14 protein-coding genes and 1 pseudogene are annotated in these 17,138 nt (G+C 63.8%); 6 read left to right on the top strand and 9 right to left on the bottom strand.

Annotation, left to right across the window (positions count from 1 at the left end; genetic code table 11):
* Positions 1-32 precede the first annotated feature (32 nt).
* Complete coding sequence (locus NRG23_RS19795) at positions 33-1,595, bottom strand: PLP-dependent aminotransferase family protein (protein WP_257371812.1); 1,563 nt, start codon at positions 1,593-1,595, stop codon at positions 33-35.
* Between the two features lie 124 nt (positions 1,596-1,719).
* Here NRG23_RS19795 and NRG23_RS19790 point away from each other — a divergent pair, with 124 nt between their 5' ends.
* The 3 genes from NRG23_RS19790 to NRG23_RS19780 are packed head-to-tail and all read left to right on the top strand — an operon-like array spanning position 1,720 to position 3,488.
* Positions 1,720-2,355 carry an FMN-binding negative transcriptional regulator gene (locus NRG23_RS19790; protein ID WP_257371811.1) on the top strand — a complete coding sequence of 212 codons (636 nt, stop codon included), beginning with the start codon at positions 1,720-1,722 and terminating at the stop codon, positions 2,353-2,355.
* The gene (locus NRG23_RS19785; protein ID WP_041988009.1) at positions 2,352-2,798 is read left to right on the top strand and encodes a GNAT family N-acetyltransferase; all 447 of its coding nucleotides are present in this window, start codon (positions 2,352-2,354) and stop codon (positions 2,796-2,798) included. Before NRG23_RS19790 ends, NRG23_RS19785 begins: the two co-directional genes overlap by 4 nt.
* Before the next feature lie 18 nt (positions 2,799-2,816).
* A complete protein-coding gene (locus tag NRG23_RS19780) occupies positions 2,817-3,488 on the top strand; it encodes a GNAT family N-acetyltransferase (protein ID WP_257371810.1) in 672 nt (223 codons plus the stop codon).
* Between the two features lie 115 nt (positions 3,489-3,603).
* Here the strand turns inward: NRG23_RS19780 and NRG23_RS19775 are convergent, their stop codons facing one another.
* Positions 3,604-4,503: a homocysteine S-methyltransferase family protein gene (locus NRG23_RS19775; RefSeq protein WP_257371809.1), complete on the bottom strand. Its 900-nt coding sequence runs from the start codon at positions 4,501-4,503 to the stop codon at positions 3,604-3,606.
* A 111-nt stretch (positions 4,504-4,614) separates the two neighbouring features.
* On the opposite strand from NRG23_RS19775, the gene NRG23_RS19770 reads away from it, so the two are divergent.
* Both NRG23_RS19770 and NRG23_RS19765 read left to right on the top strand, forming a co-directional pair.
* Positions 4,615-5,436, top strand: coding sequence for an ABC transporter substrate-binding protein (locus tag NRG23_RS19770; protein ID WP_028683632.1), 822 nt, complete (start codon positions 4,615-4,617; stop codon positions 5,434-5,436).
* On the top strand, positions 5,433-6,269 hold the full coding sequence (locus NRG23_RS19765; RefSeq protein WP_028683631.1) for an amino acid ABC transporter permease: 837 nt from the start codon (positions 5,433-5,435) through the stop codon (positions 6,267-6,269). The genes NRG23_RS19770 and NRG23_RS19765 overlap by 4 nt, the downstream gene beginning before the upstream one ends.
* 90 nt (positions 6,270-6,359) lie before the next feature.
* Here NRG23_RS19765 and NRG23_RS19760 read toward each other — a convergent pair.
* The 4 genes and pseudogenes from NRG23_RS19760 to NRG23_RS19745 all read right to left on the bottom strand — a co-directional run.
* Positions 6,360-6,623: pseudogene (locus tag NRG23_RS19760) on the bottom strand (helix-turn-helix domain-containing protein); the annotation flags it as partial.
* Positions 6,620-7,894, bottom strand: coding sequence for a type II toxin-antitoxin system HipA family toxin (locus NRG23_RS19755; protein ID WP_257371808.1), 1,275 nt, complete (start codon positions 7,892-7,894; stop codon positions 6,620-6,622). The pseudogene NRG23_RS19760 and the gene NRG23_RS19755, both read right to left, overlap by 4 nt.
* Before the next feature lie 304 nt (positions 7,895-8,198).
* A complete protein-coding gene (oadA, locus tag NRG23_RS19750; RefSeq protein WP_009051629.1) occupies positions 8,199-10,007 on the bottom strand; it encodes a sodium-extruding oxaloacetate decarboxylase subunit alpha in 1,809 nt (602 codons plus the stop codon).
* Positions 10,008-10,105: 98 nt separating this feature from the next.
* Positions 10,106-11,521 (bottom strand): acetyl-CoA carboxylase biotin carboxylase subunit, encoded by a 1,416-nt coding sequence (locus NRG23_RS19745; protein WP_007927582.1) that lies wholly within the window; start codon positions 11,519-11,521, stop codon positions 10,106-10,108.
* Between the two features lie 190 nt (positions 11,522-11,711).
* Here NRG23_RS19745 and NRG23_RS19740 point away from each other — a divergent pair, with 190 nt between their 5' ends.
* Positions 11,712-12,674: a LysR family transcriptional regulator gene (locus NRG23_RS19740; RefSeq protein WP_028683627.1), complete on the top strand. Its 963-nt coding sequence runs from the start codon at positions 11,712-11,714 to the stop codon at positions 12,672-12,674.
* Here NRG23_RS19740 and NRG23_RS19735 read toward each other — a convergent pair.
* The 3 genes from NRG23_RS19735 to NRG23_RS19725 form a co-directional block, all read right to left on the bottom strand.
* Complete coding sequence (locus tag NRG23_RS19735; protein ID WP_007927592.1) at positions 12,616-12,828, bottom strand: PA3496 family putative envelope integrity protein; 213 nt, start codon at positions 12,826-12,828, stop codon at positions 12,616-12,618. The two genes, NRG23_RS19740 and NRG23_RS19735, sit on opposite strands and share 59 nt — an antisense overlap.
* Before the next feature lie 240 nt (positions 12,829-13,068).
* Positions 13,069-13,935, bottom strand: coding sequence for a transcriptional regulator HexR (gene hexR, locus NRG23_RS19730; RefSeq protein ID WP_007927594.1), 867 nt, complete (start codon positions 13,933-13,935; stop codon positions 13,069-13,071).
* Positions 13,936-14,182: 247 nt separating this feature from the next.
* The gene (locus tag NRG23_RS19725) at positions 14,183-17,047 is read right to left on the bottom strand and encodes a bifunctional diguanylate cyclase/phosphodiesterase (RefSeq protein ID WP_103330804.1); all 2,865 of its coding nucleotides are present in this window, start codon (positions 17,045-17,047) and stop codon (positions 14,183-14,185) included.
* Positions 17,048-17,138: the final 91 nt, after the last annotated feature.

The raw sequence follows: 17,138 nt of genomic DNA, 5'->3' as shown, positions 1-17,138 counted from the left end.
CTCGGCAAAGACAATGGCCGCGAGTATAGCCATCACACGCCCCAGGCCCGACGCAGACGCTCCAGGGCACAGGCGATAGCGGCCTCGGGCACTGCGGCGAAGCCCAGCACCAGCCCCGCGCGCTGGTCCCGCGGCAGCGGCGAATCCGGCAGCCAGTAGTTGCTCAGGCCATTGATTTCCACATCCACCGCCGCGGCTTGCGCCACCAGCTCCTGCTCCCGGGCCAGGCTGTCCACCGGGATCGTCAGGTGCAGGCCCGCCGCCACGTTCGGCAACTTGCCCACCCCGGGGATATCCACAGGCCAGCCGGCCAGCAAGGCATTGCGCCGGCTCAAGGCGGCGCGGCGCATGCGCCGGATATGCCGCTGGAAATGCCCGGCGGCCATGAATTCGGCCATCACCGCCTGGGTGCTGACCTCGGAATGGCGCACATCCACCGCCCGGCGCTGGGCGAAGGGCTGCACCAGCGCCGGCGGCAACACCAGGTAACCCAGGCGCAAGGCCGGGAACGCGACCTTGCCGAAGGTACCGACGTACAGCACCCGACCCTGGCGGTCGAGGGCCGCCAAGGGTGCCAGCGGCGCCCCGCTGTAGCGGTACTCGCCGTCATAGTCGTCCTCGACTATCCAGCCGTTGCTGCGCTCGGCCCAGGCCAGCAGTTCCAGGCGCCGGGCCAGGCTCAGGGTCACCCCGGTGGGGTACTGGTGGGACGGCGTGACATAGGCCAGGCGGCAATCGCTCAGACCCGCCAGGGCTGCACAGTCGAAACCCTCGTTATCCACCGCCACCCCGTGCAGGCGTGCGCCGGCAATCGCGAAGGCATGCCCCGCCGCTCGATAGCCGGGGTTTTCCACTGCCACACCGTCGCCAGGGTTCACCAGCAACTGTGCACAAAGGCTTATGCCCTGTTGTGCACCACTGGTGATCACAATTTGTTCAGCACTGCACTGCATGCCGCGTGAACTGCGCAGGTAAGCCGCGATCAGCCCGCGCAGACGTTCTTCGCCGGCCGAATCGCCATAACACAGCTGGCCCAGATCCGGCTTGCGCCAGAAAGCCGCATTCAGCTTGGCCCAGACCTCGAACGGAAACAGATCGAAGGCCGGAATCCCCACCCGAAAAGCCCGTGGCGGACCGCTTTGCGGAGTCGACAGATGATGCTGTTCGACCCGCTCCAACGCCTCACTGTGGATAACTTTACTGGATGTAATCCCAGGTAAATTCGCGCTTTTTGTGGATAACCCTGTGGGTAAGCCTGGTGATAACCCTGTGGATACTTTTGTGGATAAATTTTTCGCCGACTTTTTGATCGGCAGCCGGCTTTCGGGCAATTGCGCCACATAGGTGCCATCGCCGACCCGCCCTTCGATAAAACCTTCGGCGTACAGCTGATCGTAGGCCCGCACCACGCTGTTGCGGGAAATCTCCAGGGCCGCCGCCAGGTCGCGGCTGGCCGGCAGGCGCGTGCCGCTGGCCAGCCGGCCGTCCAGCACCCGCTGGCGCAACGCCTGGTACAGCTGGCGACTGAGGCCCTGGCCGCGGTCCAGCTCGATACCGGCGGGGTTGAAGGAAAGCGGCAATGTCGGGCTGTTCATGGGCTTGCCCCTCTGAGCGGCGGGATAGAGCGATCAAATGGACCTATGAAAATGACCAAAGATGGCTCTTACAACAGACCAATAGCCTGCCTAGGATGCAGCCATTCGCCAAGGATATTTTTCCATGTACCTACCCCGCGCTTTCGCCGAAGAAGACCTGCCCACCCTGCACCAGCTGATCGGGGAAACCCGCCTGGCCACCCTGGTGACCTACGGGGAGCGCGGCCTGCAGGCCAATCACCTGCCGCTGTTGTTCGCCCCGGACCAGGGCCCGTACGGCACCCTCTACGGCCATCTGGCCAGGGCCAACCCGCAATGGCAGGAACTGGCCAACGGCGCCGAGGCGCTGCTGATCTTCCAGGGCGCCGAGGCCTACGTCAGCCCGTCGCTGTACCCGAGCAAGGCCGAGCACGGCAAAGTGGTGCCGACCTGGAACTACGTGAGCGTGCATGCCTATGGCGTGGCCGAGGTGTTCCATGAGCCGCAGCGCATCCGCGAAGTGGTCAGCGCCCTGACCAACCAGCATGAAGCCGGGCGCACCAGCCCCTGGAAATTCGAGGATGCCCCCGCCGAGTTCATGGACAGCATGCTGCGCGCCATCGTCGGCTTCGCCCTGCCGATCCAGCGCCTGGAGGGCAAACGCAAACTCAGCCAGAACCGCACCGCCGCCGACATCGACGGCGTGCGCGACGGATTGGCCGCCAGCGCCGATCCCCATGACCAGAGCATTTCCCAACTGATGCGCCAGGAGCAGCCATGAGCCAGATCCAGATCCGTCCCGTCACCGCCAATGATCACGCAACCTGGCTGCCGCTGTGGCAGGCCTACCTGCGGTTCTACGACACCGAGTTGGCCGACGCGGTCACCCGCAGCACCTGGCAGCGCTTCCTCGATGCCGCCGAGCCGACCCACGCCGCCCTGGCCTGGGACGGCGAGCAGGCGGTGGGCATGGTGCATTTCATCTACCACCGCTCCAACTGGAGCATCGAGAATTCCTGCTACCTGCAGGATCTACTGGTGATCCCGGAGCAACGCGGCACCGGCGTCGGTCGCCAACTGATCGAATTCGTCTACGCCACCGCCAAGGCCGACGGCTGCTGCAAGGTCCACTGGCTGACCCACGAAACCAATGCCACCGCCATCCAGCTCTACGAACGGATTGCCGAACGCCCGGGTTTCATTCAATTTCGCAAAGCCCTTTAAGCGTTCAAGGAGATTCCCATGCCGACCTCACTCGCTGACTGGCAAGGCGTGCCGCCACCGTCGACCACCCTGCTCGAAGGGCGCTTCATCCGCCTGGAAAAACTCGACCCGGCGCGCCACGCCGACGACCTGTGGCAAGCCTTCCAGGGCCCGGGCGCCGACCCCAAACTGTGGGACTACCTGCCCTACGGCCCCTTTACCGAACGCAGCGCCTTCAATGACTGGCTGAACAACCATGCGGCCAACAGCGACCCGTATTTCTTCAGCGTGATCGACCGGGCCAGCGGCCAGGTGCAGGGCTTGCTCAGCCTGATGTCGATCGTCCCGGCCCAGGGCCGCATCGAGATCGGCCACGTCACCTTCGGCGCGCCCATGCAGCGTTCGCCGAAGAGCACCGAAGCGGTGTACCTGCTGGCCAAGGAAGCCTTCGCCCTGGGCTATCGCCGCCTGGAATGGAAGTGCAACAACGCCAACGCCCGCTCGCGTTATGCGGCCGAGCGCCTGGGCTTCAGCTTCGAGGGCGTGTTCCGCCAGCACATGGTGGTCAAGGGCCAGAACCGCGATACCGCCTGGTATTCGATCCTCGACTCCGAGTGGCCAAAGGTCGGCGCCGGGTTCGAGCGCTGGTTGAGCGAGGACAACCAGAGCGGTTCGGGGCAGTTGAAAGGATTGGTGGAGTGCCGGGGGTAACGCCCTTGTCCCGTGGTGTTTGATCTGACGTCATCGCGGGCAAGCCTCGCTCCTACAAGGCCGGGTGCTGAACCTGTAGGAGCGGCCGGTCGACGCTCGATTGCCCGCGATGCTTTTAAGCCAGCTTCTGCGCCAGCACGGCAATGTGCTCCGGCCCGATACCGCAGCAACCGCCCAGGTGGCTGGCGCCGCGTTGCCGCCAGTCGGCCGCCCACTGCAGGTAGCCCGGTGGGTCGAGGTCTTCGCGCAGCGGGTCGAGGCCATCGTTGGCCGTGGCTTCCTTCGGTTGCGGCGGGAAGGCGTTGGCGTAGGCGCCGATATGGATCTTCACCCCCAGCCGCTCGAAGGTTACCCGCGCCGCGTCGATCGCCGCGCCTATCACTTCCGGCTGGCTGCAGTTGAACAGCAGGGTTTCCACCCCCAGTTCGGCGGCCACCGCCGCCGCGTCCGCCACCGGCTCGCCGGAGCGCAAGCGCGGCACCTCGTCAGGGTTCTCATCGTGCAAGGTGAACGATAGCCAGAAGGCCTTGCCGTCCTTGGGCAGGCCGGCATGGATCGCCCGCGCCTCGACCGTGGAACTCTGGGTTTCCGCCAGCCACAGGTCGACATGGGGGGACAGGCCGTTGACCAGCGGGGCCAGCAACTCCGCGGCGCGGTCGGCCTCGAACAAGTCCGGGCGATAGGAGCCGAACAGCGGCGGCAGCGAACCGGCGACCCGCACCGGCTTGCCGGAAGCCTGGACCGCTCGCCGCGCCAGCTCACCGGCCAAGGCCGCCAGCGCCTCTCCCTCTGCGGCAAACCGTGCTTCGCCGATGTGGAACGGCACCACCGCGTAGCTGTTGCTGGTGATGACATTGGCACCGCTTTCGATATAAGCCGCATGCACCGCTTCCACCGCCTGCGGCGCTTCACTCAGGGCCAGCGCCGACCACTCAGGCTGCCTGAATGGCGCCCCGCGGCGTTGCAGTTCACGACCCATGCCGCCATCCAGAATTACCCTGCTGTCTGCGCCCATATGCTCTTTACTCATATGCTTATGAAAATAACTCACTATCTGAGTCGTTCTTATAACTATTTAATACGCACCATTCGGTTAATAACAACCTTTTTTCTGCTCGGGACTTCCATGAATTTCAAACCGCTGCTGGCCCTCGGCCTGACGATTCTCGCTGCCTCCAGCCAGGCCTTTGCCGGCGCTACCCTGGACCGTATCGAACAGAAAAAAGAGTTGGTGGGCGTGCTGATGGAAAGTTACCCGCCGTTCTCCTTCCTCAACGATCAGAACCAGCTCGACGGCTTCGACGTCGACGTGGCCAAAGCCGTGGCTGACCGATTGGGAGTGAAGCTGCGCCTGGAAACACCGTCCTGGGACGTGATCGCCGCCGGCCGCTGGAGCGGTCGCTACGACATCTGCATCTGCTCCATGACCCCGAGCAAGGCCCGCGCCGAAGTCTTCGACTTCCCGGTGCAGTACTACGCCTCGCCCGCGGTGATCGTGGTCAACGCCAAGGACGATCGTATCCACGGCGCCAAGGACCTGAGCGACAAGAAGGTCGGCCTGACCAGCGCTTCCAGCTACGAGAGCTACCTGAACAAGAACCTGGTGATCGAAGGCGCCGAGGACACCCGGTTGCAGTACCCGTTCGACAATGTGCAGATCGCCCCCTACGACACCGACAATGTGGCCTTCCAGGACCTCGGCCTGGGCGCTGGCGTGCGCCTGGACGCGATCCTCACCAACCTGGTGACCGCCCAGCCGCGTCTGGCCCAGGACCCGCGCTTCAAGCTCGCCGGCGAGCCGCTGTACGCCGAGCCCAACTCGGTGGCCATCGAGAAAGGCGACGCCCAGTGGCATGCCAAAGTCCGTGAAGTGTTCGCCCAGCTGAAGCAGGACGGCACCCTGAGCAAGCTCTCGCAGAAATGGATCGGCGCCGACATCAGCCAATGACTTCTTTTTCCCAACCACCTCGGCCACCACAAACGCTGGCCGAGCCGCCGCTCAAACGCCTCTTCGGTTTCCGCACCCGCCTGTACCTGACCTGGGCGGTGCTGTTCGGCCTGTTCGCCAGTTTTTTCCTGAGCTTCGACCTGAAGTTCTCGATCATCCTCGACAAACTGCCCAACCTGCTCGGGGTGACCCTGGCCCCCAACGGCTTTCTGCAAGGCGCGGCGCTGACCCTGTTCCTCTGCCTCTGCTCGATCGCGCTGTCGTCGCTGCTGGGCTTCGTCACCGCCCTCGCCCGGCTGTCGAAAAGCGCCGTGGCCTTTGGCATCGCCAGCTTCTACGCCTCGTTCTTTCGCGGCACACCGCTGCTGATCCAGATCCTGCTGATCTATCTCGGCCTGCCGCAACTGGGCGTGGTGCCGGGCGCCATCGCCGCGGGGATCATCGCCCTGTCGCTGAACTACGGCGCCTACCTCAGCGAGATCTTCCGCGCCGGCATCCTCGGCGTGCCCCACGGCCAGCGCGAAGCCTCCCTGGCGCTGGGCATGCGCGACAGCGTGATCTTCTGGCGCGTGACCCTGCCGCAAGCCATGCGCACCATCATTCCGCCGGCCACCAACCAGTTCATCTCGATGCTCAAGGACTCGTCGCTGATCTCGGTGATGGGCGTCTGGGAAGTGATGTTCCTGGCTCAGTCCTATGGCCGCTCCAGCTACCGCTACATCGAAATGCTCAGCACCGCGGCGATCATCTACTGGCTGTTGTCGATCGGCCTGGAACTGATCCAGGCGCGGATGGAAAGGCATTACGGCAAGGCTTACGCCCAACGTGGTTGAAGCTCAGTTGAGCGCCGAGGGCCCGGGTATGCCCGGGCCCTTTTCCAGGCGCTCCAGATCATTGAGCAGCGAGCGGGCGCGACTGGCTTTCTGCACATTCACCACCCCCATCTGCAAACCGAAGGGCTTGAACACCGCGTTCAGCGACTTGAGGGTCGGATTGCCGTCACCGTGTTCAATGTGGATCAGGGTGCGCAGGGAAAGCCGGCACATCCTGGCGAACTGGCTCTGGTGCAGCCCCGTGACTTCGGTGCGCAGGCGCCTGACCGCATCGCCCAGCGGCAAACGGCCGGCAGCCAGCTCCTGCTGGATGTTGTCGATCAGCGCGCCGCGCTCTTCCAGGGTTGTAGTCATCGCAGTCCCCACTCCTGCAGGCGTCGGTCCAAGTGGCGCAAGTGAATGCGCGGGTGATTCAGGGTGGCGTCGGGCAAGCCACTGGCGCTCAACAGGTCCGGCAGGGCCCGCAGTTGTTCGGCGTCCTCCCGCAGGCGCACCAGGGCGGCTTCAGGGTCGATCAGCGGCTTCAGGCTCGCGCACACCAGGCGCCAGTCCACGTCGCCCGCCACTTCCATGCGCCCGGGCCATTTGATGGTCCGAGTAATGCCCTCGTCGTCCATGACCATGGGGGCCAGATCGTAGATTGGCGCCAGTTGCACCGCAGCTTCGGTGCGGATGATCGAGATGTTGTGTCCATGGTTGGACGAATTGCCGAGGATCTTGTTGAGCAGGTCCCGGCGCAGGTAATCCGCCACCAGCTCGGGGATCAATGACTCCTGGCCCGTGGACCGCCATAGTTCGGCAAGAATCCCCAGCACCTCGGTGTGCCGCATTGCCTGGCCATGGCCCACCAGCCCCGCCAGGGAATAGATCGACTCCACCGCCAGGCGCTCGACACCCGCCTGCGTCACCCGGCGGTCAAAGCGCTGCATCCAGAGGCTGGGCCTGGGCCCCTCTTCCAGGGCCAGACCCTCGGCCGGCAGCGTATCGATGCCCAGTTGCTGCAGCGCCCGGTAATAGTGGAACTCGCTCCTGAGGATGTCGCCGGCATTCTGCGTGGCCGGGTTACGCGGGAACTTCACCCACCAGTGGCGCGCCGCCGAGACATCGTCGAGCAGTGCGTCGGGGTACAGCAGGCCCTCAGGGTTCTGTGTCAGCAACAGCCTGGGGGCCTGGTCACCGATGCTCGCGGTACCGCCGAAAGCCACGCCCTGCTCATGGGCGTACTCGAGAAAGCGGTTATCGAGGGCGATCACCTGGTCCCGGGAAAATCCCAGCGCCGGACGCCGGCGCAACCCCGTCAGCGACTCCTTGATCCGCAGGTTGCCGAGGGGCGCCGCCGTGGAGCGGGCCAACAGGAACAGTTCGACGCCCATGCCGTCCGGCCGCTCGTGGCCAATCTGGCGCAGCAGGAAGCGCCCGGCCGCCGCTGTCGGGGCAAGGTCATAGAGAAAGGCCGGGGCCCGGTCTTCGCGCCAAGGCTCCCAGCCCAAGGGAATCTGCGCGCTGACCGACCTGGCCAGCGGACTGCCAACAGCCTCCAGGTTATCCACCAGGTACTGCTGCACATAACCAAAACTGCAGGGGCTGGCGAAGCCCTGTTCAGGCCTGTCGAAGGTCAGGGTCATGGCGTCGCTCCATGCCCCTGCGCGGTAGAGCTGCAACGTCAGCCGAAGCACTGTATCACCTGCAATTTGATGCACTTTCAATGAGCCGTATGGAAACTGCATGCATTCTAATGCAGATAGATTAATTTCAGGATGAAATAAGTGTATTAAATTGCACTTAACTAACATCCTCCCAAAGGCTGAAAATGCCCCCTCAGGCGGCTTGCGGCGGCACGCCGGACTGTTCCGCCAGCGCCCGGCAACAGGCAAAAAAAGGGAGGCCGTAGCCCCCCCGAGGTAAAACGTTGCAGATGAAGACCTGAACTCAGCCTTCGATCTCGATCAGGATTTCGCCCGGGTTGACCCGGTCGCCCTTGGCCACGTGGATGGCGGTGACCTTGCCGGCGATGGCCGCCTGGACTTCGGTTTCCATCTTCATGGCTTCGGTGATCAACACGGCCTGGCCGGCCTTGACGGTGTCACCTTCCTTGACCAGCACATCGACGATGTTGCCCGGCATGGTGGTGCTGACGTGGCCCGGCGCGCTGGCCTGCTTGCGCTTGCTGCTGCCGCTGCCGACGAATTCGTTGAGCGGCTCGAACACCACTTCTTCCGGCATGCCGTCGATGGACAGGTAGAAGTGGCGCTTGCCTTCGGCCTTCACCCCGACACCGGTGATGTCGACGCGGTAGGTCTCGCCGTGCACGTCGATGACGAACTCGGTCGGTACGCCTTCGCCGCCAGCCGAGCTCACGCCGCCCGCTTCCGGAATCGGCAGCAGCACTTCCGGCGTCAGGGTGCCGGCTTCGCGTTCTTCGAGGAACTTGCGCCCGATGTCCGGGAACATGGCGTAGGTCAGCACGTCTTCTTCGGATTTGGCCAGGGCGCCGATGTCATTGCGCAGCTTGGTCATTTCCGGCTTCAGCAGGTCGGCCGGGCGCACGTCGATCGCATCGATGCTGCCGATGGCCTGGCGCCGCAGCTTCTCGTCCACCGCGCCCGGCGCCTTGCCGTAGCCGCCTTGCAGGTACAGCTTCACCTCGTTGGTGATGGTCTTGTAACGCTCGCCGGCCAGCACGTTGAAGAACGCCTGGGTGCCGACGATCTGCGAAGTCGGGGTCACCAGCGGCGGGTAGCCGAGGTCGTGACGTACCCGCGGGATCTCCGCCAGCACTTCGTTCATGCGGTTCAGGGCGCCCTGCTCCTTGAGCTGGTTGGCCAGGTTGGAAATCATCCCGCCCGGCACCTGGTTGACCTGCACCCGGGTATCGACCGCGGTGAACTCGCTTTCGAACTGGTGGTACTTCTTGCGCACGGCGTAGAAGTACAGGCCGATTTCCTGCAACAGTTCCAGGTCCAGGCCGGTGTCGAATTCGCTGCCTTTGAGGGCGGCGACCATCGACTCGGTGCCCGGGTGGCTGGTGCCCCAGGCGAAGCTGGAGATTGCGGTGTCGATGTGGTCGGCGCCGTTCTCGATGGCCTTGAGCTGACACATCGCGGCCAGGCCGGCCGTGTCATGGGAGTGGACAAACACCGGCAGCGACTGCTCGGCCTTCAGCGCCTTGACCAGCTCGCCGGTGGCGTAAGGGGTCAGCAGGCCGGCCATGTCCTTGATCGCCACCGAGTCGCAACCCATGGATTCCATCTGCTTGGCCTGGGCCACGAACGCCTCGATGGTGTGCACCGGGCTGGTGGTGTAGGCGATGGTGCCCTGGGCGTGCTTGCCGGCGGCTTTCACCGCTTCGATGGCCACTCGCAGGTTACGCACGTCGTTCATCGCGTCGAAGATGCGGAACACGTCGATGCCGTTGACCGCCGCCTTGGCAACGAAGGCCTTGACCACGTCGTCGCTGTAATGGCGGTAGCCCAGCAGGTTCTGCCCGCGCAGGAGCATTTGCAGGCGGGTGTTGGGCAACGCGGCGCGCAGTTTGCGCAGGCGCTCCCACGGGTCTTCCTTGAGGAAGCGCACGCAGGCGTCGAAGGTCGCGCCGCCCCAGACTTCCAGCGACCAGTAGCCGACTTTGTCGAGCTTGTCGCAGATCGGCAGCATGTCTTCGGTGCGCATGCGGGTCGCCAGCAGCGATTGGTGGGCGTCGCGCAGGATGGTGTCAGTAACAAAGATCTTCTTGGACATTCTTATCTCCTCATAGCGACAAGCTTCAAGCTACAAGCCGCAAGAAAAAGCTGATCTGCTTCTACTTGCAGCTTGCCGCTCACAGCTTGCCGCTGCATTCAAAGGCCTGCGTGGGCGGCGATGGCGGCGGCGATGGCCAGGGCCAGCTCTTCGGGTTTGCGCTTGATCGAGTAGTTGGTCAGTTCAGGGTGGCTTTCGACGAAGCTGGTGTTGAACTGGCCGCTACGGAATTCCGGGTTACGCAGGATTTCCTGGTAATACGCGGCGGTGGTCTTGACCCCTTGCAGACGCATGTCGTCCAGGGCGCGCAAGCCACGGTCCATCGCCTCTTCCCAGGTCAGGGCCCAGACCACCAGCTTCAGGCACATGGAGTCGTAGAACGGCGGAATGGTGTAGCCGGTGTAGATCGCCGTGTCGGTACGCACGCCAGGGCCGCCGGGCGCGTAGTAACGGGTGATCTTGCCGAAGCTCGGCAGGAAGTTGTTCTTCGGGTCTTCGGCGTTGATCCGGAACTGCAGGGCGAAACCACGGTGATGGATGTCTTCCTGCTTCACCGAAAGCGGCAGGCCGGACGCGATGCGGATCTGCTCGCGAACGATGTCGATGCCGGTGATTTCCTCGGTGATGGTGTGTTCCACCTGCACCCGGGTGTTCATCTCCATGAAGTACACCTCGCCATCGGCGAGCAGGAACTCCACGGTACCGGCGTTCTCGTAGCCCACCGCCTTGGCCGCGCGCACTGACAGGTCGCCGATGTAGGCACGCTGTTCCGGGGTCAGTTGCGGGCTCGGGGCGATCTCGATCAGCTTCTGGTTGCGGCGCTGGATCGAGCAGTCGCGCTCGAACAGGTGCACCACGTTGCCGAAGCTGTCGCCGAGGATCTGCGCCTCGATGTGCTTGGGATTGACGATGCACTTTTCCAGGAACACTTCGGCGGAGCCGAACGCCTTGGTCGCCTCGGAAATCACCCGTGGGAAGGCCTGTTCCAGTTCGTCCCGGCTGTTGCAGCGACGAATGCCGCGGCCGCCACCGCCGGACGTAGCCTTGAGCATCACCGGGTAACCGATGCGGTCGCCTTCGCTCAGGGCTTCGTGGATATCGGCGACGTTGCCTTCGGTGCCCGGGGTAACCGGCACGCCAGCCTTGATCATGCTGCGGCGGGCTTCGGTCTTGTCGCCCATGCGGCGAATCACTTCAGCCGATGGACCTATGAATTTGATTCCACGTTCGGCGCAGATGTCCGCCAGTTCGGCGTTTTCCGAAAGGAAGCCGTAGCCGGGGTGCAGTGCGTCGCAGCCGGTTTCCACTGCCAGGTTCACCAGCTTGCGCGGGTTCAGGTAGCCGGCCAGGGGTTCGGCACCGATGCTGTGGGCTTCATCCGCGCGCTTCACATGCAGGGCATGGCGATCGGCGTCGGAGAAGATCGCGACCGAGCGAATGCCCATCTCGGCGCAGGCACGCACGATTCGTACGGCAATCTCACCACGGTTGGCGATCAGGATCTTTTTTATCACTTGGAGGTACCCTTGAGCCGTTGGAACAGACGACCCGCTAGACCGGGTCGGCGCGTGACCAAATGTTTCAAGCCAGTCGCAGGCCCACACTATTCCTGTCGATGAATTAACAAAAATCAATAATTATTGGGTCGCTCATAAGCAAAGACTTATAGTTGATCCGACAGCCCTCGGCGCGAGACCTTAGATAATGCGTAAGTCCTTGATGCGTATGACATTACGCCAATTGCAGATTTTCAATGAGGTCTGCGATCTGCGCTCCTACAGCCGGGCGGCCGACGAAATGTCTCTCACCCAGCCCGCCGTCAGCCTGCAGATTCGCCAGCTGGAAGAGCTGATCGGCCAGCCCCTGTTCGATTACGTGGGCAAGAAGCTCTACATGACCGAGGCCGCCGAGGCGCTGCAGCGGGCCAGCCGCGACATCTTCGGACGCCTGGAGAACCTCGACATGCAGCTGTCGGACATGCAGGGCTCCTTGCAGGGCCAGCTGAAGCTGGCGGTGGAATCCAGCGCCAAGTACTTCGTGCCGCACCTGTTCGCCGCCTTCAAGCGCCAGCACCCGGAGGTCAACCTGCAACTGACGGTGGTCAACCGGGGCCAGGTGATCCGCCGCCTCTCGGACAACCGCGACGACCTGGTGATCATGTCGATGGTCCCGCAGGACATGGGCCTGGAATTCCTGCCGTTCCTCAACAACCCGATCGTCGCCGTGGCGCCGCCCGACCACCCGCTGTGCCACCTGGGGCCGCTGCGCCTGCAGGACCTGGAGCCCTACAACCTGCTGGTGCGCGAACAGGGTTCGGGCACGCGCCTGGCCTGCGAGGAGTATTTCAAGGAAAAGCGCGTGCACTTCACCCAGACCCTGGAAGTGTCGTCGGCCGAGGCGCAGCGCGAGTGTGTGCTGGCGGGTCTGGGCGTGGCGCTGTTGACGCGCCACGCCCTGAACCTTGAGTTGGCGACCGGGGGACTCGTCGAGTTGCCGGTCGAAGAGCTGCCGTTGTATCGCAGCTGGTGCCTGGTGCAGGCCAAGGCTAAACGCCTGTCACCGGTAGCGCATGCGTTCCTGGGGTTTATCCGCAGCGAACGGGTGCAGATCAGCGGGCTTGTTGAACGTTTTGACGGGAAGCTGCCGAGGCTGCCTGCCAGTAATTGACGGCGTCCAGCTCGGGGTAGTCGTTGATTTCCTGCTGCAGACGGCGCAGCTCACAGCGATGTTCGATCGCGCGGCGAAATTCCATGCGGCGCTGGTCTTCCTGCTGACGACGGGTTTTGACTGCGCTGCTGCTCTCTTCGTAAGGCCGGGCCATTTCGAGTCTCCCAATGCGAGTACGGGAGCTTCACGATGGACGTCAGGCGTTACGGTTTGGCGGCGGCTCCATGACAGGACGATGAAAGCTGCCGTATGACGCCCGATTCCCTTGTAGGAGCGAGCTTGCTCGCGATAGCCGCGAAGCGGCGGTTCATCCCGTGACACCGCATCATTGTTGATGATTGTTCGCGAGCAAGCTCGCTCCTACAGGAGGACGCCCGACGATGAGGTGCAGCGTTCAATCGTCAAGCGCTTTGACCGACTTGGGCGACAGGCGCAGGCTGCGAAGGCTGCGCTTGACGCTCTTGAGGTGGTTGACCAGGCTCGGGCCGCGAGCCATGGCCACGCCCATCGCCAGCACGTCGATCACCACCAGGTGGGCGATACGCGAGGTCAGCGGGGTGTAGATCTCGGTGTCTTCGTGCACGTCGATCGCCAGGTTCACGGTCGACAGCTCGGCCAGCGGGGTCTGGCTCGGGCACAGGGTGATCAGCGAGGCGCCGCTTTCACGCACCAGGTTGGCAGTGATCAGCAGGTCCTTGGAACGCCCGGACTGGGAAATGCAGATCGCCACGTCAGTGGGCTTGAGGGTCACCGCCGACATTGCCTGCATATGCGGGTCGGAATAGGCCGCCGCGGTCAGCAGCAAACGGAAGAACTTGTGCTGGGCATCCGCCGCCACCGCGCCGGAAGCGCCGAAGCCGTAGAACTCCACGCGCTGGGCCTGGGACATGAGGGTCACCGCCCGCTGCAACTCCACCGGATCGAGCTTCTCGCGAACCTCCATCAGGGTGTGCAGGGTGGTGTCGAAGATCTTCAGGCTGTAGTCGGCGACCGAGTCGTCTTCATGAATCGCGAACTGGCCGAAGCTCGCCCCGGCGGCCAGGCTCTGGGCCAGCTTGAGCTTCAGGTCCTGGAAACCCGAGCAGCCGATGGCCCGGCAGAAGCGCACGATGGTTGGCTCGCTGATACCCACGCTGTGGGCCAGATCGGCCATGGAACTGTGCATCACAGCCGCAGGGTCGAGCAGCACATGATCGGCGACCTTGAGCTCCGACTTGCGCAAGAGATGGCGTGATTGGGCGATGTGCTGCAACAGATTCAAAGGGCTGGACTCGTTGTTATGGGGCAGACGCCCAAGGATGTAGCAATTTTGTAGTTATACTACATGAATTCGCTTTTTGCCTGCTCAATGCGTAACTGAATCACCTTTGCACCCCACTGTTTCAGCCTCGCGTGCTCTTTGTAGCTGCTGGCGCAGCCCACGCTCACACTGGGCTGTATCGCCACCGCTGCTTCGGTGAAAGCCGAATCTCGGATATTCCTGAAAACCTCTTGCTCCCTTGCGATTGCTACAAGGTCTCGGCCCTCAATAGCGCCGCCAGGCCCTCGGCTTCCACCGGCCGGCTGATCAGGTAGCCCTGCACCTCATCGCATTTCTGCTCCTTGAGAAACGCCAGCTGCCCTGGATGTTCCACCCCTTCGGCCACCACCTTCAGCGACAGCCCGTGGGCCATGGCGATGATCGCCCGGGTGATCGCCGCGTCGGCACCGCCTTCGCTCAGGCCGCGGATGAACGCCTGGTCGATCTTCACGTAGTCCACCGGAATCCGCTTGAGGTAACTCAGCGAGGAATAACCGGTGCCGAAGTCGTCGATGGCCAGCTTCACCCCCAGGTCACGCAATTGCTGGAAGGTCGAAACGATGTGTTCGACGCTGTCGAGCAGGTGGCTTTCGGTCAGCTCCAGCTCAAGGAAATGCGGCGCCAGCCCGGTCTCTTCCAGCACGCTGCGCACCAGGCTGACCAGCTTGCCCTGGCGCAGCTGATGCACCGACAGGTTCACCGATACCCGGATCGCCGGCAGCCCCTGGCGCTGCCACTCGCAAGCTTGCCAGCAGGCCTGGCGCAACACGAATTCGCCGATCGGGCCGATCAGCCCGATCTCTTCCGCGAGGCCGATAAAGTCCCCCGGCGGCACCCGCCCCAGATCGGGATGGTCCCAGCGCACCAGGGCCTCGGCGGCATTCAGGCGGCCGGTGGCGAGGCACAGTTTCGGCTGGTAGAACACCTTCAGCTGGCGTTCCTCGACCGCCTTGCGCAGCTGGTTCTCCAATTGCAGGCGCTCCAGGGTGCTGGCTTGCAGGCTGGCGGTGTAGAACTGGAAGTTGTTGCCGCCCAGGTGCTTGGCGTGTTGCATGGCGATGTTCGCCTGGCTGATCAACGCCGGAATTTCCCGCGCGCTGTCGGGCAGCATGCTGATGCCCATGGAGGCGCTGACCACCAGCTCGTGGCCTTCCACGGTGATCGGCAAACGCAGCTTCGCCGACAGGCGGGTGGCCACCCGGGTCAGGCTCGACAGGCTGCCATAGGCGTCGAACAGCACCGCGAACTCATCGCCGGACAACCGAGCAATGGTGTCGGCTTCCGGCAGCGCATTGACCAGTCGCCGCGCCATTTTCTGCAACAGTTGGTCGGCGACGTCGTGGCCCAGGCTGTCGTTGAGCAGCTTGAAACGGTCCAGGTTGATATGCACCAGAGCCAGGCTGCGGCCGCCCTGGCGCATCCGTTGATGGGCTTCGCGCAAGCGTTCGCGGAACAGCGAACGGTTGGCCAGGCCGGTGAGTTCGTCGTAATGGGTCAGGTAGCGCATGCGCTCTTCGGATTCGCGCCGCGCCGACAGATCGGCGAAGAAGCCCACAATATGACTGATATTTCCCCGCGTATCGCGCACCACATTCAACTGCAGCCACTGCGGGTACAGCTCGCCGTTCTTGCGCGCCTCCACCAGTTCGCCCTGCCAGCTGCCGTGCTGCTCAAGGGCCTGATGAATCACCGGATAGTGCCGGCGTGCGTCGCGGCTGCACGGCAGGTCGACCACATTGCGTCCGAGCATGTCCTCGATCTGGTAACCGGTGACCCGGCTGAACGCCTGGTTGATCGCCAGCAGCACGTAATCCGGGTCGAGGATCACGATGCCTTCGCTGGCCGCCTCGAACACCATCGCCGACAGGCGTCGCTGCTCTTCCTGCTGCTTGCTGGCGCTGATATCGCGCCGGGTGCCGACCATGCGCAGCACCCGGCCACCGGGGCCGCGCTCCACAGCGCGCCCACGGTCCTCGATCCAGACCCAGTGGCCATCGCCGTGGCGCACGCGGTATTCCACCAGGTAATCCTCGGTGCGCCCCTTCAGGTGCTCGACCAGCGCGCGCTTGAGCAGCGGCAGGTCTTCGGGGTGCAGCAGCGGCTTGAGGTGGCTGAGCATCGCCCGCACGAACTCCGGCTCCAGGCCGAACAGCTCCTTGATATGGCTGTGATGGACCTCGTCGGTCTGCAGATTCCAGTCCCACAGCCCCAGCTGACTGGCCTTCAGGGCCAGGGCCAGGCGCGCCTCGCTCTTGCTCAGGGCCTGGTTGGCCGCGTCCAGCTCAAGGCTGCGCTGGGCCACCCGGCTTTCCAGGCCGACCTGGGCTTCGCGCAACTCTTCTTCGGCGCGGCGGCGCTGCTCGACTTCCCGCAGCAGCTCACTGTTGAGCTGCTCGCTGCGGCTCTGCGCCTGTTGCAGGTGTTCGATCAGGGCCTGGTTCTGGAAACGCCGCAGCAAGCCCATCTGGATCAGACGGTTGACCTGCCAGGCCACCACGCTCAGTGACACCAGCAGGATCAAGCCCAGCCAGCCCCAGCCACGCTGCTGTTCGTCGCCGCCCCAGAACAGGTAGCCGATCGCCGGTAGCAAACAGGGCAAGGTAAAGGACAGGAAGGCCGGCAGGCTGACCGCATAGGCCACGCTGGCCGAGAGGATCGCCGCGCCGATCAGGCCGAAGACCCAGGCCTGTTGCAGGAAATTGTCGGTGGGCATCAGGGCGATGCCAGCGCAGGCCAGGGTCAGGCCGCTGACGGCTGAGCCGAGCAGGAACATGCGGCGCCAGACCGGTTGCGCCTGGCGACTGGGAATCGCCGAGTCGAACGCCGCCACCTGGATCACCCGCAGGGCGACCAGGGCCAGCAGCCAGACCATCCACACGCTGACCAGCCAATAACGCTCGGGGGTCCACAGCAGCCAGGCGCAGACCAGGCCGTTGAGCAGCATGAACAGAGTGGGCAACAGGGAGCCCTGATAAAGCAGGCGCGTGCGCTCTACCGCCATCTCCATGGCGTATTGCTTGCGAACAACCCGAGGCTCCACGAAGGGTCCGGACGGGCCAGTGCTGAGTGTCATAGGCAGTGTTCTTATAATGATTGAGCCCGAAACGTCGCCGGAGCATACACAAGCAACCGCCCGGACCAAACTGCCTGAAATCATAAAATCG

It is taken from the genome of Pseudomonas sp. T8, assembly GCF_024610635.1.
Taxonomy (GTDB): domain Bacteria; phylum Pseudomonadota; class Gammaproteobacteria; order Pseudomonadales; family Pseudomonadaceae; genus Aquipseudomonas; species Aquipseudomonas chlororaphis_I.
Note: the sequence above shows the minus strand (reverse complement) of the source record. Positions and strands in the feature narration are given on the sequence as shown.